Source organism: Cyanobium sp. Cruz CV13-4-11 (assembly GCF_024346055.1).
GTDB lineage: Bacteria > Cyanobacteriota > Cyanobacteriia > PCC-6307 > Cyanobiaceae > Cyanobium.
In genome coordinates this window covers 309805-330941 of the sequence record NZ_JAGQCH010000001.1, presented here as the reverse complement: position 1 = coordinate 330941, position 21137 = coordinate 309805, and the positions used below count along the sequence as shown (strand labels likewise).

Below are 21137 nucleotides of genomic sequence, written 5' to 3'. Positions count from 1 at the left end.
CTGGGCTGGTCGCTTCCCGCCTTACCCTCCCCTGGTACCCACACCATCAAGCCTGTCGCAATTTGAGATCGGTTTCTCCCATTGGTCCCATCGGTGTCTGGCTGACGCTGGGTCTGGGCATGGCAGTCCTGCAGCACGCCCAGCCCGCCCATGCCTATGTGGCCCTGATGGCCGGCCAGAAGGCCCGACCTCTGAACGGCACCTTCAACAACGTGCCTGTGCTGCACTCCAACCAGCCCGAGGAAGTGGAGGGGCCGGGGATCCTGATCAGTACGACCCCTGGGTACGCCTACGCCAGTGAGACGGGCCAGGCCCTTCGCTTTGCCGAGTACACCTTCAACGGTGAGTTCGGCATGCATCTCCACCACAAATACTTCCCGCCCAATCGCCGCTCCATCTCCCTTTCCAACCGTCGGGCCGAGCTCACCCTGGCGGCCATCCTGATCAATCCGGGCGTGCGGCCGGTGCACATCCGTTTCTCCAAGGGAGCGGTGCGCAACAGCTTCGAGGCTCCCTACCTGGCCAACAACCTGATGGGGGTGAAACCCCTGGGGCCAAGGCCCTGGAACACCGGCCCCGGGGATGCCACCGCAGTCCAGATGCTGCGCGGCAGGCTCGACAGCCGACTGGCCGACGAGATCACAATTCCGGCCCGCAGTCGCCTTGTCCTGTTCCAGACCGATCTGCCGGCATTGGGTATCGCCAACGCCTTGCTGCGGGGACGCAGTGATGGACCCTTCCAGATCGCTGTGGTGGCCGCCAAGACCCCCGACTCCGATCGCGACGTGCTCGCTGTCCTGGATGAGGGTCGGCTGGCACCGGGCCGGGTCTACCTGGGCCGCATCAATGACATCCACAACCGGCGCATCTTCTCCCGGGTCGGTGGTGTGGCCCTCGGCGATGCGTATCAGGCCAGCATCACCCACGACCTGGACATGAAGGGTCCGTTGCATGTGCCGTTCACCAGCACCGACCGGCACAATTTCGGCACCCGCGATGTGCAGGTCAATGCCCTGGCCAGCCGCATGGTCGATTCCTCCCTTGACAACGTCGGCACCTACGGGGTGCGGTTCGATGTCGACCTGAACCTCAAGGGGAGTGGTCCGTACGAGCTGGTGATGAGCCACCCCACCCTGATCGGCGGACAGCCCTTCACGGCCTTCCGCGGCTCGATCCAGATCCAGACATCCGCCGGTCTGCGGGAGGTGCATGTGGGTCTTCGCTCGGGCCAGAGCCTGTCCCTGGGCCAGATCGACCTGGTGCCCGGGATCGTGAACCCCGTGCGGGTGAGCCTGGTCTACCCGGCCGATGCCACCCCGGGCCACCTCCTGAGTGTGGTGAGTGCCAGCCAGCTGGCCCTTGTTCAGGAGCGCGAGCGGCAGCTGGATCTGGCCCGGGCCGGTGCCACCACCCGGCCGACCCCTCCCCCCGTCGCCCCTCCGGCCCTGACCATCGTCCCCCAACCCGGGCCGATCACACCGCTGCCGATGGGGGGCACCGGCCCGCTGCTGCCGCCCCCCCAGATCCTGCGGCCGGCGCCGGCACCTGGTTGGTTGAACCCGCCGCCACCACCGCCAGCCTCCTCCAACCGCAGCGTTCTGGCTCCCTCCCCCCTGATCTCCCCGATGCGCAGCCGATCGGGGTCTGCCGGTACGGGAGGGACGCTGGTCGACCGCTATCGCGATGCGGTGGAGGCCCAGCAACAGTTCCTGCGGGACCAACGGGGACCCTGATCCGAAGCCCCATGCCAGCGAACCCAGCGCCGATGGAAGGCTGCCGTGGCTGAACATTCGAACGAGGCCAGACAGCGGATCAGCCTTGACCTCAACCGCGAACTGGTGACCCACCTGGATGGGCTGCGGCGGGAGTGGGGACTCCGCAGCCGGGGCGATGTGCTCGAGCGGCTGCTCGACGATCTGTTCGGCACCGACGAGGAGGAGGACGGTGATGGGCTCTCGCCGCCGGCGGGAGCGGTTGTGCGACACCGGGAGGACGTCCACGACTTCGACGAGCAAGGCGCCCTGGTGCTGGTGGGTCGCGGGGCCATGGACACCCTCCAGGCGGAGTTTGAATGGGAGGCCCCGACGGAGGATCCACCCCGGCCGGCGCCAGGTGGCGGGGGCATCGATCTGCCCGGCTTTGTGCGTCGCCGCTCCGAGGTCATCAAGCGCAGCCTGCGGCCGCCGTCAACGGCGCGTTCCGCGTCGTTGCCCCTGAGCACCCTGCCCCCCCTTGGCGGCGAGTTGGTGCACCAGGCCCTGGAGGAGGCCGGCAACCATTGGCGTGCCCTCTATGGGTCGCCGGCTAATGAGGCGGTGCTGGAGGCAGCGATGGTGTGGCTGGCCCAGGACATCTGGCCCCAGTCGGATCAGAGCGATGGCCGCACCTTCACCTGGTCAGCCGCCTGCCAGGTGATGCAGCCCTTTGCCCCTGGCTGGAGTGACGGGCCACCGACCTTCGAGCGGGTGATGGTCACCGCCGGTGTGCTGGAAGACCCGTTCAGCGGTCAGACCCTCACCCTGCGCATCCCAACGTTGATTCGCCGCTTCGTGCACCGCTTCCGCCGCCGTCGCCGCGGCACCTCCTTCCAGACCCTGGAGCACACCATGACCCTTCACGGCGCACTGCGGCTGCTGCAGCTGCCCACCGACCCCGGCCAGCGGCTCACCCTGGCCCAGATCCGGGAGGCCTATCGGGACATGGCCCAGAGCCACCATCCCGACGCCGGGGGATCCCTCGAAGCGATGCGACGGCTGAATGAGGCTTACCAGCTGCTGAAGGAGCTGTACCGCCAGGGAGCGTCAGCGGACCGCTGACCTCCCCAGCCGTGCGGGCCAGCCACAAGGTTGGCTGTTTCATCAGACTCAACCTAGTCTCGCAGAAGGTCTGATAGCGAGACCAGGGCTAGACTATCGAGATCACACGCTCGCGGCCTGGGCGACCAGGCAATCCCATCGGGCTGAGCTGGGTCTAGCCGTGGGTCTAGTGACGCGACGCAGTCGCTTTCACCGATACAGCGATTTTTCCTCGATTTGACTTGTCACAGGCGAAGTCCTCGCCTCCATCCCCTGGCGAACCGTTGGTCTTCGTGCGATGGGGACTGGCCATGCCGACCAGTCCTTGTCCACGAATTGGACAGCCTCTGTCAAGGCTGTGGCAGGCAGAGTCTTGAAGCTCTGCGTATCTGTTTTCGACACAGATACGCAACTGTGGACGCTGCTGCGATTCGTCCCACGCGCGGCGAAAAACGCTCGAAGGGCCCCCGGGGAGGACCATCCCCGGGATCAGTGGCCCAAGGGGCGGTACGGCGCCAGCGGCGAAAGCCTCTTCTGTCTCGCATGGGAGGTACTTCTAGACCCACTACTAGTCCAACTCAAGAATCATGCGGAGATGCTGGTGGTTCGCCACTGGACCGCCGCGAGCTGGCGACCGCCCTGCCGTACGGCAAAGCAGCAGCCCCATGGAGTCCCTGGGCAGATGGTCGCAGGGAGCATCGCAAGTGGCCAGGACTAGCCTCATTCCTAGACCCAGTACCAGTCCCATCTGCGACAACTGGCGCTGCTCCAGCCACCTCGCCGGGCAGGCTCCTCGGCCGCTCCCGTGCTGCGGGTCGCGATTTGAGATGTGGCCAAAAAAAATCCCCGTCAGGGTCATGACAGGGGGAGCCGGGCGTTTCGCCCAAAGTCTTGTGCTGTTGTCTCAGCCTGGACTTGATCCAAGTCTTGAAAGGAGACCAGCCTGAGACAGATGGTCTTCCTAGGTGGAGGTCTGCAGGCCCTGGATCAGGTAGTCGAAGTAGGGGCCGGCCAAGGTGGCCTCCTCGCCGCCCAGCAGCACCAGGGCCGCCTCCTTGAGGGTGCGCATGGCTTCCACCATGCCGGGCAGGGGGACGCCCAGGCTGTTGTACATCTCGCGGGCGCCCACCACGCCGATCTGCTGGATCAGTTCGGTGCTGCCGGCCAGGATCCCGTAGGTGACCAAGCGCAGGTACCAGCTGTAGTCCCGCAGGCACTGGGCCCGCTGCTTCTGACCGAAGGCGTTGCCGCCGGGGGCCACGTAGTCCGGCTTGCGCAGGAACAGCTGCTTGGAGGCCTCGGCGACGATCTTCTTCTCGTTGTCGGTCAGCACCCGGACGACGCTCAGCCTGCGGGCTCCCCCACTGAGGAACTCCACCATCGCGCGCAGCTCGCCGCCCGTTGGATAGCGGAGCTGATCATCGGCCTGGAGGATCAGATCGCGAACGACGCTCATAGCAGCGACCACAGTCTGGCGAATCCTATCGAGATCAGGGCCCCAGCCCGGGCTTCAGGCGCAAGGTGTAACGCCCCTTTGCACGACCCCCGATAGGGTCGCAGCAGTGGTGCGGATCGCACATGGCCTCGGTGGGCGAAAAGCTGCAGTTGGAGATCACCGATCTCGGCCATGACGGCCAGGGGGTGGGGCGCCATGACGGCCAGGTGGTGTTCGTCAGCGGCGCTCTACCCGGTGACATGGTGCAGGTGCGCCTCCAGGCCGTGGCCCGGCGCCATCTGGTGGGCCAGCTGCAACGGGTGGTCACAGCCTCTCCCCAGCGCCGGCGCGCCCCCTGCATCCTGGCCGACAACTGTGGCGGCTGCAGCCTGCAGCCCCTCGAGGACGCCGCCGAGGCCGAGTGGAAGCAGCGCAGCCTGGAGCAGACCCTGCAGCGCATCGGCGGTCTGAATGCGCCGGTACGGCCCCTGCTGGCGGCCAGCCCCACCCTCGGGTATCGCAACCGGGCCCTGGTTCCCCTGGAGCGCAGTGCCGACGGCACCCTGCGGGCCGGTTACTACCGGCGCGGGTCGCATCGGATCGTCAACATGGCCCGCTGCCCGGTGCTCGACCCCAGGATCGACGCCATGATCGCGCCGCTCAAGGCGGATCTGGAGGCCAGCGACTGGCCGATCGACCGCCACGGCGGCGACCCGGACGCGGATGAGACCCCGGGTCTGCGCCACCTCGGCCTGCGGGTGGGGGTGGCCACCGGCGAGCTGCTCCTCACCCTGATCAGCAGCCATGACGACCTGCCCGGCCTCGAGGACCTGGCCGACGCCTGGCGGCGGCGCTGGCCCGAGCTGGTGGGCGTCTGCCTCAACCTTCAGCCCCTGCCCACCAATCGGCTGATGGGCGACGAGACCCGGGCGATCCGAGGCCGGGACTGGCTGAACGAAACCTTTGCCGGCCTGCGCTTCCGCATCGCCGCTGACACCTTCTTCCAGGTCAATACCCGCCAGGCCGAACGGCTGGTACCGCACCTGATCGAGGCCCTCGGCCCCGGGCCGGGCGATGCCTCCCTGCTGGATGCCTACTGCGGCATCGGCACCTACAGCCTGCCCCTGGCCGCCGCCGGCTGGCATGTCACCGGCCTGGAGCTGCATCCCCGCGCCGTGGCCATGGCCCGGCTCAACGCCGCCGCCAATGACCTGGAGGGTCGGGCGCAGTTTGAGCAGGCCGATGTGCCCCTGGTGCTGGAGGAGCGGCTGCAGGGCATGCAGGCCCTGGTGCTGGATCCGCCCCGCAAGGGGCTGAGCCCTGCCGCCACGGCGGCCATCCTGGCGGCGCCACCCAGCCGCATCGCCTACGTGAGCTGCGATCCGGCGGCCCTGGCCCGCGACCTGGCCCAGCTGTGTGCCTCCGGTGTCTACCGGCTGAACTGGGTGCAGCCGATCGACTTCTTCCCCAACACCAGCCATGTGGAGGCCCTGGCGGCCCTGGAACGCCGCTAGCGGCGCTGCTCGGCCCCGAACTGGCGCTCCAGGGCTTCGCGCACCCGGCCATGGGCCGCCTCCACCTCCTCGTCGGTGAGGGTGCGGGCGCTGTCGCGGTAGCGCAACCGGAAGGCCTGGCTGCAGCGGCCCACTTCCAGCTGGGCGCCTTCGTAGCGGTCCACCAGTTCGGCCTGCTCCAGCAGCGGCTTGCCCGCCTTGCGGATCGCCGCCAGCAGGGAGGCGGCGCTGGTGTCGGTGGGAACGACAAGGGCCAGGTCGCGCTCGGAGGCCGGCACCGTGGCGAAGGAGCGGAAGGCCGGCTGCCAGCGGTTGCGGCGGGTGCCGGCGCTGAGCAACGGCTCCAGCTCCAGCTGGAAGACGTAGGTGGCGGCGGGCAGGTCGAGGGCGTCGGCTTCAGCCGGGTGGAGTTGGCCGAACCAACCCGCGGGCTTGCCTTCCACCACCAGCTTGGCGGCGCGCCCCGGGTGCAGCAGAGGCGCGTCGGTCAGGGGACGATCCTCCAGGGGCAGGCGCAGGGGCTCAAGACCGGCCTGGAGCACGCCGCGGGCCTGGAAGTAGTCCGGGGGGGCAGGCTTGCCGGAGCTGCGCCAGCGTTCGCCGCGCCGCTCCCCGGCGATCACCCCCACCAGCAGGGTGCGTTCCCCATGGCGCTCCTCACCGCTGGCTGCACCGCCGGGGAACACGCGGCCGATTTCGAAGCCCCAGAACCCCGGCAGGGAGGCCTGCAGGTTGCGGCGGGCGGCCTGGAGCAGCTCCTGGTGCAGGTTGTCGCGCAGGTGGCCGTAGTCGGCCAGGAGCGGATTGGCCAGCGGAACCCGCCCCGGTGCCGCCGCCACCAGCGACAACGACACGATTTCCTGCAGGCCGGCGGCGCAGAGGGCGCGGCGCAGGCGTCGCTCCAGCTGCTGGGCCGGCTCCAGGCCCCCGGGGATCAGGGGATCGGGCAGGTGGGCGGCGAAGTGGTCGTAACCCACCAGCCGGGCCACCTCCTCAATCAGGTCCACCTCGCGCTTGAGGTCCATGGCGCGCTCGGGCGGCACCCGCACCTGCCAGCCATCCCCGTCCTCCAGAAGGACGCAGCCGAGGGCCTCGAGGGTGGCGGTGATGCGAGCGTCCTCCAAATCCTGCGCCTCTCCATCCACCACGATGGGGCCCAGCAGGTTATGGAGGGCGTCGCGGCGCAGGGGCAGGGGCGGCTGGGGGGACGGGGGCCGCTGGTGCAGCCAGCGCCCCTCCACCCGGGCTCCGGCCAGCTCCTGCAGCAGGGCCACGGCCCGGTCGGCGGCGGCCAGGGTGATCTCCCGCGGCACCCCCTTCTCGAAACGGCTGCAGGCTTCGCTGCGCAGTCCGACGCTGCGGGCGGAGCGGCGCACGGCCTGGGGGGCGAACACGGCCGCCTCCAGCCAGATGGCGGTGGTGGATTCTGTGACGGCCACGGCGAGGCCCCCCATCACCCCGGCCAGGGCGATGGGGTGGTCACCGCAGGTGACCACCAGGGCCTCTTCGCTCAGGGTGCGCTCCTGGCCGTCGAGGGCCACGAAGACCTCACCGCTGCGGCCCTGGCGCAGGCCGATGCGGGCCGGCTCAGGCGTGCCGCCGGTGAGCGCCCCCAGGCGATCCCGGTCGAAGGCGTGCAGGGGCTGGCCGGTTTCCAGCATCACCAGGTTGGTGATGTCGACCACGTTGTTGATGGGGCGCACACCGGCCCGCTCCAGCCGCTGGCGCAGCCAGTCCGGGGAGGGGCCCACCCGCAGGCCGTCGAGGGCGGTCAGGCTGAACAGCCCCCCCGCCTCGATGGCCTCACGGTCGGCCGCCGCTGCGGCCAGGGGCTCGGCCGCCACCACGGGCGCCGCCGCGGGGAAGGTGGTGCGGCCGCCGCTGAGGGCCGCCACCTCCCGGGCGATGCCCCGCATCGACAGGCCATCGGGCCGGTTAGCGGTGATCGCCAGCTCCAGCACCTGGTCGTCGAGGCCCAGCAGCGGGCCCACCGCGGTGCCGAGGGGGGGCACGCTGGTCAGCAGTCGGTCGAGCTCGGCGATGCCGTCGCTGCCGTCGTCGAGGCCCAGCTCCCGCAGGGAGCAGATCATGCCGCTGCTGGCCACTCCGCGCAGTTCGGCCGGTTTGATCGTCAGCCCCACTGCCGGCAGGGTGCTGCCGACCAGGGCCACGGGCACGTGCAGGCCCTGGCGCACATTCGGGGCGCCGCAGACGATCTGAAGCGGTTCGCCGGCCCCCACATCCACTTTGCAGACGCTGAGCTTGTCGGCGTTGGGGTGGGGATCGCGCTGGAGCACGTGGCCCACCACCACACCGGCCGCCCGGGCCGCGAGATCCTCGATGGCCTCCACCTCGAAACCGGCGATCGAGAGGCGCTCCGCCAGGTGCTCTGGCTCAAGAGCGGCCGGTTCAACGCTGACCAGCTCCCGGAGCCATTGGAGCGAAACCAGCATCGGAGGATTGCACAGCAGCCGTGCAGCTTAGGAAGCGATCAGAGCCTGTCCCATCGGGAGGTAGGGTGCAGGATCGTCTCTCTGCAACGCATCCGCGGCGCAACGTCCTTCCATGGCCAAGAACAAGGGCGTCCGGCTGGTGATCACCCTCGAGTGCACCGAATGCCGGTCCAACCCCGCCAAGCGGTCCCCTGGCGTGTCCCGTTACACGACCCAGAAGAACCGCCGCAACACCACCGAACGGATTGAACTCAAGAAGTTCTGCCCCCACTGCAACGCCCCCACCGTCCACAAGGAGATCAAGTGAGCCTGGATTCCCTGCGGAATCCCATCACCTGATCGTCCCGCGGCCCCTGCAGCGGCAGTTCCCTCTTTTCGTTCCATCACTCCGTTCCCATGTCCAGTTCCTTCTTCAAGAAGCGCCTGTCGCCGATCAAGCCCGGTGATCCGATCGACTACAAGGACGTCGATCTGCTCAAGAAGTTCATCACCGAGCGCGGCAAGATCCTCCCCCGCCGCCTCACCGGCCTGACGGCCAAGCAGCAGCGCGATCTCACCAATGCCGTCAAGCGGGCGCGCATCGTGGCCCTGCTGCCCTTCGTGAATCCCGAAGGCTGAGTTGCCCTCCGTCTCCGCCTCGCGACGGTTCACGGCGGGTGATCTGGTCGGCCTCCACGACGACAGCCGCAGCTTGCTGGCGGTCGTCGTGGCAGAGAAGGGCACGCGCCTCGATCTCAAGGTGGGTTTCGAGGCCAAGGCCGCCCAGAGGGGGGTCCGGCAGCTTGATCTGCTGGCTGCTCTTCCTGGCGATCAATCGCCGCCATCACGCCTGTCCCAGCCCCCCTGGGGGCTGAATGCCCAGACGTTGCAGCAGGCCGCCCCCAGCCCCCGGGAGCTGGGGGCGGCCTGGCTGTTGCTGCTCGACGACCCGGCGTCCCTGGAGCTGGGGGACTTCGTCGACCTGATCGGCGACGGTGGCGACCCCATTCAGAGGGCCGCCTGCTGGCTCTGGCTGCAAGGTCCCCAGACCCTGTTCCGCTGGCGCCAGCAGCAGGTGGAGGCCCGGCCGCTGGTGGATGTGCGCCGGCTACGGCGGGAGGCCCGCCGCCAGCACCTGGCCGAGCAGCGTCGGCGTCAGTGGCAGGACGCCCTGCGCCAGCGCCGCCCGGTCGATCCTCAGCAGCTCGATCCCGAGCAGCGCCAGCACCTGGCCCTGCTGCGGGAATGGGCCAGCGGCGACACCAGCCGCCCCCTCCCCGACGACCTGCACCGCGCCCTGCAGGCGGCCCACTGCGCGATGGAGGCCTCGCCGATCCGGCACCTGCTGGTGGACCTGGGCCAGTGGGAACGGCACCATCTCCCCTCCCTGGAGAGCACCACCTGGCAGGCGGGCTTCTCTGCAGAGCTTGAGGCCGAGGCCCTTCGGCTGGTGGAGCTGGCCGCAACGGAGCTTCCCGGTGACGAGCGCCGCCGCGACCTCACCGGCCTGCACACCGTCACCATCGACGATGCGGACACCCGCGACATTGACGACGGCCTCTGCCTGGAGCACGGGCCCGATGGGGCGGCGCGGCTGTGGATCCACATCGCCGACCCCGGCCGGCTGGTGGCGGCGGACAGCCCCCTCGACACAGAAGCCCGGCGCCGGGCCAGCAGCCTCTACCTGGCCCGGGGGCCGCTGCCGATGTTCCCCGAGGTGCTCAGCACCGGCCCCATGAGCCTGCGCATGGGCCAGCGCAGCGCGGCCCTGAGCCTGTGGGTGGAGCTGGCCGAGGACGGCGCCGTGGCCGGCTACGGGCTCGAGCCCAGCTGGGTGCGGCCCGCCTATCGGCTCACTTATGCGGATGCCGATGAGCTGATCGAGCTGGCCCCGCCCCAGGAGCGCTACCTCAATGAGATCCACGCCCTGATGGAGCGCCGGCGCCGCTGGCGGCTGGCCCGGGGGGGCCTCGATCTGGATCAACCCGAAGGCCGGATCCGCTGCGACGAGCTGGGGGCCCAGCTGGAGATCACCGAGCCGTCGCCCTCGCGCACGCTGGTGGCCGAGGCCATGATCCTGGCCGGTGCCGTGATCGCCCGCCACGGCCAGGAGCAGGGCCTGGCCCTGCCCTACCGCAGCCAGCTGACGGCGGAGCTGCCGCCTGAGGTGGAGCTCGCCAGTCTGCCGGCCGGCCCGGTGCGCCATGCGGCCATCAAGCGCTGCCTCAGCCGGGGACTTCTCGGCACCACTCCCGCTCCCCACTTCTCCCTGGGCCTGCCCTGTTACGTGCAGGCCACCTCACCGATCCGCCGCTACAACGACCTGCTGGTGCAGCGCCAGCTGCTGGCCCACCAGCAGGGGCAGCCGATGCTGGAGGAGGCGGAGCTGGGTGCCCTGCTGGGCGACCTGGAGGGGGCCATCCGCCAGGGCCTGCAGATCGCCCGGGAGGACCAGCGCCACTGGCAGCAGGTGTGGTTTGAGGCCCAGGAACAGCACCAGTGGCCGGGGCTGTTCCTGCGCTGGCTGCGGCCCCAGGACCGGCTCGGCCTGGTGCATCTCCCTGATCTGGCCATGGACCTGGCCGCCGAGTGCCATGGTGATCCCTGCCCCGGCGATACCCTGCTGGTGCGGCTGCAGCAGGTGGATTCCCTGCGGGACCTGCTGCGCTTCACGGCCGCGGGCTAGCTGGTTTACTCCGCCAGTTGCCGGAGGTAGTCGCGATCCACCCCTCGACGCGGGGGGCTGCGGCGCCTGAGCCCCGCGGCAGCACGCCCGCCAGGAACGCGAAGCCGACGGCATAGGCCAGCACTGAGATGGCGATCCGGAGGGTTTCCTTCACCAGCTGATCGGGCTTGATCGCCGCCTGCGCCTCGACCTGCTGCATCAGTTGCCGGGAGGCCTGCTCGGCCCGGGCCAGCAGCATGTTGCGCAGTTCGCTCATGGGGGTTCCCAGTTCGGCGGGCGAAAGGCCGGCGTTAGGGCCGAAGAGCTTCTGCACGCCGGCCTGCAGCTCCTGGTGGCTGGTGGCGGAACGGATGGTCTGGCGCAGATCATCGAGCCTCTGGGTCGACTGGCTGATCTGCTGCTGCCGGCTGCCCGTGACGGTGCTGTAGGCCCTCCAGCCGGCAAGCCCCTGCAGGGGGATCAACAGCAGGAAGCCGATCGCGGCGGCCAGGGCCCAGCGACGGCAGGCGTTGCGGCGCGCCCGCAGGCGCTGGTTGTCGGGGTCGACCCACACCGCCAGCGGAAGCAGCAGGGCACCGATCAGAGCCAGGGAGGCGCTGTTGACCAGAACGGCGATGGCCTGAAGCTGCCACTGGGGATCCAGGAGCCTGGGCGGCATGGAGATGGTGAGCACGGCGGCCAGGAACACCACCAGCAGAACAATGGATAGGGGCGCCAGCAGCCGGGAGAGGGTGGGATTTGGAGCGATGGCTGGGGTGGGGCTGCTGGTTACGGAACTGCAGAGGGAGCAGGTGGGATGGCGCCAGTCTGAAGTCCATGCCCACGCGCCATACAATGTCCCTACATACAGGCAGTCGGATGGGAAGGGACCAGGTGCTGCAGCTGCGAGCGACGGCTGAACAGAGGCAATTGATCGATCAAGCCGCTGCCGCCGAAGGCACCAGCCGCACCGAGTTCATGCTGCGCAGCTGCCAGGAGCGCGCCCGCGAGGTGCTGCTCGATCGCACCCTCTTTTCGCTCACACCACAGCAGAGCGAGGCCCTGCTCAACGACCTGCAGGACCCTGCCCTGGCCGAGCGGGATCAGGCCAACCTCGATTGTCTCCTCGCGGCACCCCGGCCCTGGCATGCGGCCCCCTGAGCCACTGGGGGACCAGCACCAGCTGGATGGATTCGATTGCGGGGAAGAAAGCCTGAACCGGTGGCTGAGGCACCGAGCTCGGCACAACGAACGGCAGGGGGTCTCACGCCCGCTGGTGGTGTGCCCTGAGCCAAGCGATGAGGTGATCGCCTACGTCTGCCTCTCTGCTGGCGCGGTCGTGCTCGCCGAGGTGCCTGGCGGTTTGCGGCGCAACGCGCCGGACCCTTTGCCCGTGGTGGTTCTGGGGCGGCTGGCCGTCGACCGGCGCCATCAGGGTCGGGGTCTCGGCCATGCTTTGGTTGCCGAAGCCATTAGCCGCAGCCTCCAGGCCCGCCAACTGATCGGGGCCAGAGCCCTGCTGGTGCACGCGATTGATGAACAGGCGGCGGCGTTCTACCGCTCCATGGGGTTCCGCCCCTCACCGATCAGCGCCCTGACGCTGCTGCTGCAACTGGGCGAAAAGGTGGAGGCCTGAGTTGATTGTGGATGTTGGAAACCTTGGGCCGCACCACCAGGCAGCTCCCCGATGGCTGCTGCACCGCCAGCAGGGGGGGCCTGCCACGGATCTTGCAGTCGATCGGCTGGACCCTCGGCGATGGTGCTGAACCGGCTCACGGGGCGCTGCTGGCAACGCTGCCGACCATCCACGCCAACCCGAAGGCGGCCGGGGTGCGCAAGGGGTTCCATGACCCCTACAGCAACTACGGGCACGACGAGGGGCTGGCGGGGGATGGGTTGAGCGAATGGCACCCGGCCTTCCTGCAGCTGGCGCCGACGCTGGAGGGATGCGCCAGAAGGTATGCGCACTACTGCCGGCACTACCGGCCACGGGCCAAGCCGGCCCGCAAATCTGGCTGGGGTAGCAGGCTGCTGCAACGGGATGGCGGCAGGGGCGGGAAGGGTGGCAGCAGGAAGGGGATGGCAGCGGGCCAGCTGCTGCTGCCGTGGGGTGGCGGTGGGGTGGATCTGCCGCTGCCGGAGGAATGGCAACGGCTGGCGGAACTGTTCCAAAGGGCCAACGGGGCCAGGGCAAGCAGCTGGGATTAGATCAGCGGGGCCACAAGTGGCTGCAGAGGGAGGAGAAAGAAGGGGGGCTGCGATGGGGAAATCGGTGCTGGTGAGATCCGGAATCAGCAGGAACAAGTTGTTCGAGCAGCCGTGGCGTGGCGCCGGCGTGCCAACCAAACAATGGCCCCCTTGCAGCGCGGCAGAGGGGACCACAGGAGGGCTGAAGGTGCCAGGTATCGCTCAGCCCGCTGGACGAGTGGGCGCAGTGGTTCTGGTAACTTTGATGCGGTTCCTCAGCTTGCGGCTGAAGCCGAAGGCGGCGACAGCACCGAAGAGGGGCAGGGGGCCTTGGAAAGACGACGCTGGTGCTGGCGAAAACGTCACGGGACCGGAAACGCTCGAGGGACAGTCCCTCGGGTCAGAACACACCCCGAAAGCCAATGATGATGGGGCCCCAAGGTCTAGGCGCGACCCACCCGGTGCCGGCCACGCATCCGCCGTGCCGTTCCCCACCCAACTGACTACCACCCCACCGCCCACGAAAAATTGAAATCCGAGCTGCGAAAGGTAGGCGCCGGCGGCAGCGCCGGTCCCTCCGTTGTTAGTCACCTTCACAACGCAAGATGAAGTTGCATCGCAGGTGTTTGGACCCTAAACAAGGTTCTCTATAAGGCCCGACACACCTGCAAAAGAGAAGGTGAAGTCGAGAGCTGATGCTGCCTGTGGAGCCAACAAGGAGGCCGTGGAAACAGCAAGGGCGGCAGCAATACAAGCTCTGAGGGCAGCTTGTTTCACACAAAATTCATTCTTATTCGCCCAATTTACACCAGAAGCCAACTGGCCACTTCGGCGGTATCGATGGGCACATTGGTTGTCCCCCTTATTTGATCCTTGCCATGGCGGTGGAGGCCGTGACGGACGTTGGTGGGGCTGCAACCGATTCCTCCCCGCAGCCTTGACTCGAGGCAAAACACCAGACGGTGTTCAGGGTCAATCCGACTGGACTGGACCAACGCATTGGCGGGCGAGCGCAGCAGGTCAACCGTTTCCATTGGGTTATCTCGACGCGATCCAGCACGGCCTTGAAGCTCTCGCGGGCCTCGAAAACGCTGGCCCCCATCTCAGGGACTGAGGTTGTAATTGCCCAGCGCCTGCTGCTTGCAGATGGCTTCGGCCTGGGGGATCGTCGCCCGGGCATTCACCTGCTCGGCCACGCAGGTGCAGGTGTCCTTCGCCAGGCCGGCCGGCACCGTCTTGCCCGCCTTGGCGAAGTCGGCGTTCACCGCCAGGGTGCAGTAGTGGATGATCAGCTGGTCGCGCATGTTGTTGAGCCCCTGGGCCAGGGCGGGCAGCGACGCCAGCAGCAGCGCCGAACCGGCCAGGGAGAGCAGCAGGGGCCGGCTGGCGGTTCCGGGGGAGTTGACGGCCATGGGCATCGAGGCTGATCCAGCCCATCCTCGCCGAGCTCAGGCCAGCAGGTAGCTGCGACGCCAGATCAATAGCACCACCATCCCCACGCAACCCAGTCCCACCGCCGCAGGGAACAACGCTGTCGTGAGCGTCAGACGCTCCAGGGACAGGAGCACCAGCAGGTTGCGCAGCACGAACAGGCCGAAGAAGCCGATCCGTTCCTGCGCCGGGTGGTGATAGGCCCGCCGCAACGTGGGGCCGAAGCCCAGCAGATCCACCACGGTGAGCACCACTACCGCCCAGAGGGGATCGGCGGTGAGGAACCAGAAGGGCAGGGCCGAGGCTGCGCCGGCCAGGAACAGCCAGTCGGTCGTGGTGATCTCCTGGTCGGCGCCATGGGCGAAGGCCAGCCAGGCGATGTGGAAGGTGATCAGGGCCGACACGGCGGTGGGCCAGGCCCCGACGCCGGCCCCCCCGGCCCTCTGGGCCAGGAACACCAGCAGCGTGGTGACGCCCCAGATCAGCCAGGAGAACCCATGGGGTCGGGTGCGACCTGAGCGGATCGAGACGATGTAAGGGAGGAAGGCCGCAAAGGTGAGGACGATGGCCGCGCCGCTGAACAGCAGCTTCACGGCACGACCCGCGACACCCGCAGCCAGGGGCCCCAGGGGTTGGCACAGCCGATCAGGGCCACAGGGGTGGGGCGATCGAGGCCCAGCAGCCAGTGGTGCAGGGCCGGCTCCAGGGTGATCAGCGGCCAGGACCCCGCCTCGCCGTGGAGCATGTAGCCGCCCTTGCCATCGGGCACCAGCTCGCCCCGCCAGAGGCGCTCGCCGGGCTCGGGGGGAGGGGCCCAGCCCGCCGGCGCCGCCAGCTCCGCGCCCGCCACCAGCTGCCCGTGGCGGTCGATCCGCTCCGGCGCCTCCAGCGCCTGGCGCTGGCGCTCGTGCCACAGGGGGTGGTGCCAGGGGGTGTCCCACAGCGGCACCACAGCAGCCGGGGCCACGGGATCAGCGATCAGGGCCTTCTGCAGCCGGCGCACCGGCAGGGCGGCCGGCTCCACTCCATCGCGCACGCACAGGGCGGCCGCCAGTCCTGCGGCCTGGCCGATGTTGATCACCAGGGGCTGCAGACGGGTGGCCCCGTTGGCCATGTGGCTGACGCCGAAGCCCTTGTCGGCCGCCAGCAGGTTGGACACCGCCCCACTCACCAGGGCGCCGTAGGGGATGGCGAAGGGCGTGCCGCTCCAGCGCCCGCCCCAGCGGCAGCTTTTGGGGGCCAGGGGCCAGTCGCTGCCGGGGTAGTGGTGATCGTTGGCGTAGTTGCCCACCGCAATGCTGCTGAGGCTGCCGTCGGCGGCGCGGCTGGGTGGGGCGATGCAGGCGCCCTGCCCCTGGGGCAGCAGATGCTGCTCCAGCACCAGCTCCCGGGCCACCAGCCGGCGGCCCTCGCGCCAGTAGGGCATCAGGGCCAGCGATCCAGAACCGCTGAGCCTTCCGGCGCTGGCCTCCTCGGCTGTGGGAAACACCGCCGCCGGCCCCAGCCAGCCGCCGCTGGCCTGGCGCAGGGCGGCGGCGAAGGCCTCGCTGTGGGCCCGCATGGACTCAAGCAGATCACACTCGGCCGCTGCGGCATCGGCGGCGCCGCCGGCAACCTGCTCGGCGAAGGCCCGCTCCAGGCCGTCGTGCCAGTCGTTGCCGTGCAGGGGCCAGTTCAGCATCACCAGCCCGCCTGGCAGGCGGCCGTAGGTGAGGGTGCGCTCCAGGCCGAAGGATTCGGTGGCCGCCGCGAACGGCTCAGGCAGGCGGGGGGGGCTGCGGCGCCAGGCCTCGGCCTCGGGGGACTGGGGTCCCTCCCGTTCGTCCAGCTGGCCAAGGCACACCCAGGTGGGCGACTGGATGGGCTGCCGCTGGAAGAAGGGATCACTGCCGAGGCGCTCAGCCGTGGGGGCACTGGGTTCCTGCCACTGCTCCTTGGCTTCCCAGCCGAAGCGGAAGGGGGCCCCGGCCAGGGGATAGAGCTCACCCCGGTCGCTGCCGTCGATCACAACCGTCGGCTGAAGGCGCCGCTGAACGCCCCGGTGCTCCACGGTCACGGCGCCGATGCGGTCACCGTCGCGCTCCACCGCCTCCAGCCGCACGCCGGACCACCAGTCCAGCCGTTCCTCGGCGGCCACCCAGCGGCGCAGGATGCGCTCGGCACTGGCGGGGCGGTAGCCGAAGCAGCTCACCCAGTTCTGATCCAGCCCCTCCGGCTCGATCCATTGCAGGGCCCTCAGCAACGCACCCCACAGGCCGCTCTGCCAGGGGCTGAGCTCATTGCCGTCCGGGGCGCACACCCCCGCGGCGCTCACCATGCCGCCGAGCCAGGGGCCGGGGGTGAGCAGCAGGGTGTCGGCGCCGGAGCGGGCGGCCTGCAGCGCGGCGGCCACACCACCGCTGCCGCCGCCCCAGACGAGCACCTCCGCCCTGCGATCGAAGCCCGTGCGCATCGGGGTGAAGGGGCCGGGGTCAGGGGGCCAGCATCCCATCCCGGGGCCATGGGTAGGATCCGGGCCCCGGGCCTGGGCCCAAGGGCGTCATGGGGGCGTCACGGGACACCCTCCTGCCGCCGGCGGACCCGGCCGACGTCGCCTGCCGATGACCTATACCCTCACCACCCCCCTCTATTACGTCAACGACCGCGCCCACCTGGGCAGCACTTACACCACCCTCGCCTGCGACAGCATCGCCCGCTTCCGGAGGCTGCAGGGCGAGACGGTCACCTTCATCACCGGCTGCGACGAGCACGGACTGAAGATCCAGCGCTCGGCCGAGGCGGCCGGCCTCACCCCCCAGGCCCACTGCGACGCCATCAGCGGCGAGTACCGCGACCTGTGGCGCCGCTGGGGGATCAGCAACGACCGCTTCATCCGCACCACCGACCCTCGCCATCGGGCCATCGTGGAGCAGTTTTTCGCCCGGGTCGAGGCCAGCGGCGATGTGGTGGAGGGCCGTCAGCAGGGGTGGTACTGCGTCGCCTGCGAGGAATTCAAGGAGGAGTCGCCGGCGGCCACCGAGCCCCACTGCTCCATCCACTTGCGCCCCCTGGAGTGGCGTGATGAGCTGAATCTCTTCTTCCGCCTCTCCAGGTACCAGGAGCAAATCGAGCAACTGGTGGCCAGCGACGGCTTCATCGCGCCGCGCTCCCGCCGCCGGGAGGTGGAGAACTTCGTCGCCGGCGGTCTGCGGGACTTCTCGATCTCCCGCCTCGACCTGCCCTGGGGCATCCCCGTGCCCGGCTACGAGGGCCATACCTTTTATGTCTGGTTCGACGCCCTGCTGGGTTACCTCTCGGCCCTGCTGGAGCCCGGTGACCCCGCCGACCTCGGCCTTCTGGCCGAGCGCGGCTGGCCCGCCCAGCTGCACGTGATCGGCAAGGACATCCTGCGTTTCCATGCCGTCTACTGGCCGGCCATGCTGCTCTCGGCCGGCCTACCTCTGCCGGAGAAAGTCTTCGGCCACGGCTTCCTCACCCGGGAGGGCCAGAAGATGGGCAAGTCCCTGGGCAACGTGCTCGATCCCGACGTCCTGCTGGAGCGCTGCGGCGTCGATGCGGTGCGCTGGTACCTGCTGCGGGACATCCCCTTCGGCGATGACGGCGATTTCCAGCAGCAGCGCTTCAGCGATCTGGTCAACAACGATCTGGCCAACACGATCGGCAACCTGCTCAACCGCACCTCCTCAATGGCGCGGCGCTGGTTCGACGGGGCCGTGCCGCCGGCCGGGGCCGCCGCTGGCGGCGACCATCCCCTGGCCCTGCGCTGCCTGGCCTGCGCCGAGACCGTCGACAGGGCTCTCGAGTCGCTGGATTTCCGCACCGCGGCCGCTGCCATCCTGGAGCTGGCCGAGGCGGCCAACGGCTTCCTCAACGATCGCGCCCCCTGGAAAGCGATCAAGGCTGAGGAAAGCCGCGCCGGGGTGGCCGAGGACCTCTATGCCGTGCTGGAGACCAGCCGCTGGCTGGCGGTCCTGCTGGCCCCCCTGCTGCCGGATCTCTCCGGTCGCATGCTCGACCAGCTGGCCCAGCCGGCCCTTTCGCCCGACACCGGCTGGACGGCGGCCCGACACTGGGGGAAGCTGGCCTGCGGCCTTGAGCTGCCCGAGCCGACGCCGGTGCTGCACCGTCTGGAACTGGATTCCCCCCTTTGACCCCTTCCCTCCTGGCCCGTCCCTGGCACCTGGCGGCCCCGCTGCTGCTGCTGATCACGGCCTGTGGTGGCGGTGAAGTGGTCCGCGAGACGGCTCCCACTCCCTTTGTGTTCCGCTCCCTGGATCTGCGCCAGCAGGATGTCTTCGGGCGGCCGAACTGGGAGCTGAGCAGCCCGGAGGCCCGCTACGATCTGCGGCGGCGGGTGGCCCGGGCCCTTCAGCCCCGCGGCGTGATCTTCAGCAACGGCAAGCCCGCCTACCGGCTGGAGGCCTCCAGCGGAACGGTGATCAACGACGGGGCCGTGATCCTGCTGGAGGGGCGGATCCGGCTGCAGCGGCTGGGCAAAGAGCCGGTGATGATCCAGGGCTCCCGGGTGCGTTGGCTTCCCTCCCGCAACCTGATGGAGATCGACCGCCATCCGGAGGGTTTCGACCCCCACACCCGGCTCTCCGCCCAGAGGGCCACCTTCCGCCTCGACAAGGACACCCTGGAGCTGCAGGGCAAACCCCAGCTGCAGCGCTGGGCCCTGGCCTTTGACCCCTTCCGGGCCAACCCCGTCGGAGCTCCCCAGATCCTGTTGACGGTGTCCTCGGTGCAGTGGCAACCGGGCAGCGGTACCCTCACCGCCCGCGGCCCCGTGCTGGGGGAGCGGCGGCCGCCGGGCTCGGCCCCTGGCGCCCCCCTCCAGACCCTCACGGCCATGTCCCTGAACGGCAACACCCAGACCCAGCTGTTCAACCTCGGACCGCCGGTGCTGTTCAGCGACCCGGCCGTGGCCGGCGGCGCCAGCGCCCGGGGCAAGGCCCTGCAGGTGGACGCCGGCCGGCATCTGGTGCGGATCCCGTCGGGCTGCTTCCTGCAGCAGGACGGTGCCACCCTCGAGGCCCGCAGCTGCTCCTGGAACTGGCAGACCCAGGCGGTCACCGCCGATGGCTCGGTGCTGCTGCAGCGGCCCGCCAGCCGCCAGCTCACCCGCGGCAGCGTGCTGCGGGGCCAGCTCGGGGAGAAGGGCTCCGTTGTCGTCACGGCTCCGGGCGGGCAGGTGTTCAGCCAGTTCCAGGTGCCGCCGTCGACGACACCTCCACGGCCGGCTACGCCTCGCCCGAAACCTGAGCCAATTCGCCTGTGAGGCGCCGGCCCCAGCCCTCCACCCAGGTCAGATCGCTGCGGCTGAAGCAGCGCGGCGACCAGCCGCCCAGCACCAGCACCCCCTCCTGCCCCAGCGGCTGGACCAGCACGGCCGGTAGCCCAGCGGGCAGGGCGGCGAACTCCTCCCGACCCGGGTAGAGCTTCAGATCCACCAGGGAGATCGCCTTGCCGGTCGCCATGCTGCGCAGGCAGATCGCCCCCGGCCGAAAGCCACCGCTGCCCAGCAGACCCCTTTCCAGCAGGATCCGGCCGCGCCAGTGGAGCAACACCACCGCCGCCGGCGTGGCGGTCAGGAGCATCGTGCTGCCCCAGCCCAGCTCTTCGGCCAGGGCAGCGTCCAGATCAGAGGCCAGGTGCAGCCCCTCACGCCCCTCCAGGGGCACCCGCTCCGGCGCCACGGGCTCCACCCGCTGCCAGAGCAGGGCCACCAGCAGCAGCAGCACCGACAGGATGCTGCCCAGCACCGAGGCCCGCTCCAGGGAAGGGTCGAGGCTGGGGGCGGTCATCTGGTTGAGCACCACCAGGCCCAGTCCCGTCAGACCACAGGCCAGAACAACGCGGGCGGCGGCGGGCATCGCCATCGTGGAGTTCAGGTATCAAAGGACCCTTCAGGATGCCGGAACGCAGCCGCAACGGCAGACTGGTGGCGTCTCGCACGATGGTCTTGGCTTCAGTGACCTCTCTGCGCCGGTCCCTGCTCTCCTTGGTGCTGGCCCTTGTCCTGGTGCTGGTCGCTCCTGTCGCTGCCGCTTTGGCCGTGTCCGCCACCGACCTGCCCCCCCGCCCACCGGCCGAGCACGTGCTCGATGACGCCAAGGTGCTCAGCCGGGCCGGCAAGGCCGAGATCGAGCACCAGCTGGAGAGCTTCTCCGCTGAACGGGTCGATGCCCGGCTGATCACCCTCACGCGGCTCGACTACGGCCTGGGTCTCGACAGCCTGGCCAACCAGCTGCTGGAGCGCTGGACGGCCGATCCCCCGGCCGGCACCAGCCCGGATCCCCTGCTGCTGTTGCTGCTCGACACCCAGACCCGGGCCACGGCAATTGCCGTCCAGGCCCCCCTCGACCGGCAACTGCCCAGCGAGCTGCTGGACAGCACCGCCGCCACGACGATGGCCCAGCCCCTGCGCAGCGGTGATCGCTATCGCCAGGCCACCGTCGATGCCCTGCAGCGCCTTGCCACCGTTCTCCAGGGCGGTGAAGATCCGGGCGAACCCGTCGTCGAGGAGACCGCCGCCGTCGTCAGCAACATTCCCACCCGTGAGGAAACCTCCAGCAGCAACGCCTTCACCTGGGTGATCGTTCTTCTGGTGGTGGGGACCGTGGTGCCGATGCTCACCTGGTGGGTCTTCTCCCGTTGATTCCCCCGATAGCCGCC

General features: G+C 69.4%; 19 protein-coding genes. 12 read left to right on the top strand and 7 right to left on the bottom strand.

Annotation, left to right across the window (positions count from 1 at the left end; translation table 11 throughout):
- The first annotated feature begins 119 nt into the window (after positions 1 to 119).
- On the top strand, positions 120 to 1733 hold the full coding sequence (locus KBZ12_RS01755) for a DUF3370 family protein (protein WP_254955956.1): 1614 nt from the start codon (positions 120 to 122) through the stop codon (positions 1731 to 1733).
- 45 nt (positions 1734 to 1778) lie between these two features.
- Positions 1779 to 2816 carry a J domain-containing protein gene (locus tag KBZ12_RS01750; protein WP_254955954.1) on the top strand — a complete coding sequence of 346 codons (1038 nt, stop codon included), beginning with the start codon at positions 1779 to 1781 and terminating at the stop codon, positions 2814 to 2816.
- Positions 2817 to 3756: 940 nt separating this feature from the next.
- On the opposite strand, the gene KBZ12_RS01745 is transcribed toward KBZ12_RS01750, so the two are convergent.
- On the bottom strand, positions 3757 to 4251 hold the full coding sequence (locus tag KBZ12_RS01745; RefSeq protein ID WP_254950729.1) for an allophycocyanin subunit alpha-B: 495 nt from the start codon (positions 4249 to 4251) through the stop codon (positions 3757 to 3759).
- A gap of 122 nt (positions 4252 to 4373) precedes the next feature.
- Between KBZ12_RS01745 and rlmD the strand changes: the two genes are divergently transcribed.
- A complete protein-coding gene (gene rlmD, locus KBZ12_RS01740; RefSeq protein WP_254955953.1) occupies positions 4374 to 5744 on the top strand; it encodes a 23S rRNA (uracil(1939)-C(5))-methyltransferase RlmD in 1371 nt (456 codons plus the stop codon).
- Here the strand turns inward: rlmD and pheT are convergent.
- The gene (gene pheT, locus KBZ12_RS01735; RefSeq protein WP_254955952.1) at positions 5741 to 8197 is read right to left on the bottom strand and encodes a phenylalanine--tRNA ligase subunit beta; all 2457 of its coding nucleotides are present in this window, start codon (positions 8195 to 8197) and stop codon (positions 5741 to 5743) included. The genes rlmD and pheT overlap by 4 nt on opposite strands.
- 112 nt (positions 8198 to 8309) lie before the next feature.
- Between pheT and rpmG the strand changes: the two genes are divergently transcribed.
- From rpmG to KBZ12_RS01720, 3 genes are all read left to right on the top strand, one after another.
- On the top strand, positions 8310 to 8504 hold the full coding sequence (rpmG, locus tag KBZ12_RS01730) for a 50S ribosomal protein L33 (RefSeq protein ID WP_254955951.1): 195 nt from the start codon (positions 8310 to 8312) through the stop codon (positions 8502 to 8504).
- A gap of 89 nt (positions 8505 to 8593) precedes the next feature.
- Positions 8594 to 8815: a 30S ribosomal protein S18 gene (gene rpsR / locus KBZ12_RS01725; protein WP_006041316.1), complete on the top strand. Its 222-nt coding sequence runs from the start codon at positions 8594 to 8596 to the stop codon at positions 8813 to 8815.
- Position 8816: 1 nt separating this feature from the next.
- Positions 8817 to 10862, top strand: a complete 2046-nt coding sequence (locus KBZ12_RS01720) for a ribonuclease catalytic domain-containing protein (protein ID WP_254955950.1) — start codon at positions 8817 to 8819, stop codon at positions 10860 to 10862.
- Here KBZ12_RS01720 and KBZ12_RS01715 read toward each other — a convergent pair.
- Positions 10846 to 11697, bottom strand: coding sequence for an HpsJ family protein (locus KBZ12_RS01715; RefSeq protein WP_254955949.1), 852 nt, complete (start codon positions 11695 to 11697; stop codon positions 10846 to 10848). The genes KBZ12_RS01720 and KBZ12_RS01715 overlap by 17 nt on opposite strands.
- Positions 11698 to 11720: 23 nt before the next feature.
- Here KBZ12_RS01715 and KBZ12_RS01710 point away from each other — a divergent pair, with 23 nt between their 5' ends.
- From KBZ12_RS01710 to KBZ12_RS01700, 3 genes are all read left to right on the top strand, one after another.
- A complete protein-coding gene (locus KBZ12_RS01710) occupies positions 11721 to 12002 on the top strand; it encodes a DUF1778 domain-containing protein (RefSeq protein WP_254955948.1) in 282 nt (93 codons plus the stop codon).
- Positions 12003 to 12120: 118 nt separating this feature from the next.
- Positions 12121 to 12477, top strand: a complete 357-nt coding sequence (locus KBZ12_RS01705) for a GNAT family N-acetyltransferase (protein ID WP_254955947.1) — start codon at positions 12121 to 12123, stop codon at positions 12475 to 12477.
- A gap of 11 nt (positions 12478 to 12488) precedes the next feature.
- Positions 12489 to 13049, top strand: coding sequence for a hypothetical protein (locus tag KBZ12_RS01700; RefSeq protein WP_254955946.1), 561 nt, complete (start codon positions 12489 to 12491; stop codon positions 13047 to 13049).
- A 1082-nt stretch (positions 13050 to 14131) separates the two neighbouring features.
- Here KBZ12_RS01700 and KBZ12_RS01695 read toward each other — a convergent pair.
- From KBZ12_RS01695 to KBZ12_RS01685, 3 genes are read right to left on the bottom strand one after another with little or no spacing between them, the layout of a single operon-like run.
- The gene (locus KBZ12_RS01695; RefSeq protein ID WP_254955945.1) at positions 14132 to 14440 is read right to left on the bottom strand and encodes a hypothetical protein; all 309 of its coding nucleotides are present in this window, start codon (positions 14438 to 14440) and stop codon (positions 14132 to 14134) included.
- A 36-nt stretch (positions 14441 to 14476) separates the two neighbouring features.
- Positions 14477 to 15052 carry a hypothetical protein gene (locus KBZ12_RS01690; RefSeq protein ID WP_254955944.1) on the bottom strand — a complete coding sequence of 192 codons (576 nt, stop codon included), beginning with the start codon at positions 15050 to 15052 and terminating at the stop codon, positions 14477 to 14479.
- On the bottom strand, positions 15049 to 16911 hold the full coding sequence (locus tag KBZ12_RS01685; protein WP_254955943.1) for an FAD-dependent oxidoreductase: 1863 nt from the start codon (positions 16909 to 16911) through the stop codon (positions 15049 to 15051). Before KBZ12_RS01685 ends, KBZ12_RS01690 begins: the two co-directional genes overlap by 4 nt.
- 148 nt (positions 16912 to 17059) lie before the next feature.
- Here KBZ12_RS01685 and metG point away from each other — a divergent pair, with 148 nt between their 5' ends.
- Positions 17060 to 18610, top strand: a complete 1551-nt coding sequence (metG, locus tag KBZ12_RS01680; protein ID WP_254955942.1) for a methionine--tRNA ligase — start codon at positions 17060 to 17062, stop codon at positions 18608 to 18610.
- Complete coding sequence (gene lptC / locus KBZ12_RS01675; protein ID WP_254955941.1) at positions 18607 to 19740, top strand: LPS export ABC transporter periplasmic protein LptC; 1134 nt, start codon at positions 18607 to 18609, stop codon at positions 19738 to 19740. Before metG ends, lptC begins: the two co-directional genes overlap by 4 nt.
- On the opposite strand, the gene KBZ12_RS01670 is transcribed toward lptC, so the two are convergent.
- On the bottom strand, positions 19703 to 20341 hold the full coding sequence (locus tag KBZ12_RS01670; protein ID WP_254955940.1) for a cofactor assembly of complex C subunit B: 639 nt from the start codon (positions 20339 to 20341) through the stop codon (positions 19703 to 19705). The two genes, lptC and KBZ12_RS01670, sit on opposite strands and share 38 nt — an antisense overlap.
- A gap of 92 nt (positions 20342 to 20433) precedes the next feature.
- On the opposite strand from KBZ12_RS01670, the gene psb32 reads away from it, so the two are divergent.
- Positions 20434 to 21120, top strand: a complete 687-nt coding sequence (psb32, locus tag KBZ12_RS01665; RefSeq protein WP_254955939.1) for a photosystem II repair protein Psb32 — start codon at positions 20434 to 20436, stop codon at positions 21118 to 21120.
- The last annotated feature ends 17 nt before the right edge of the window (positions 21121 to 21137 follow it).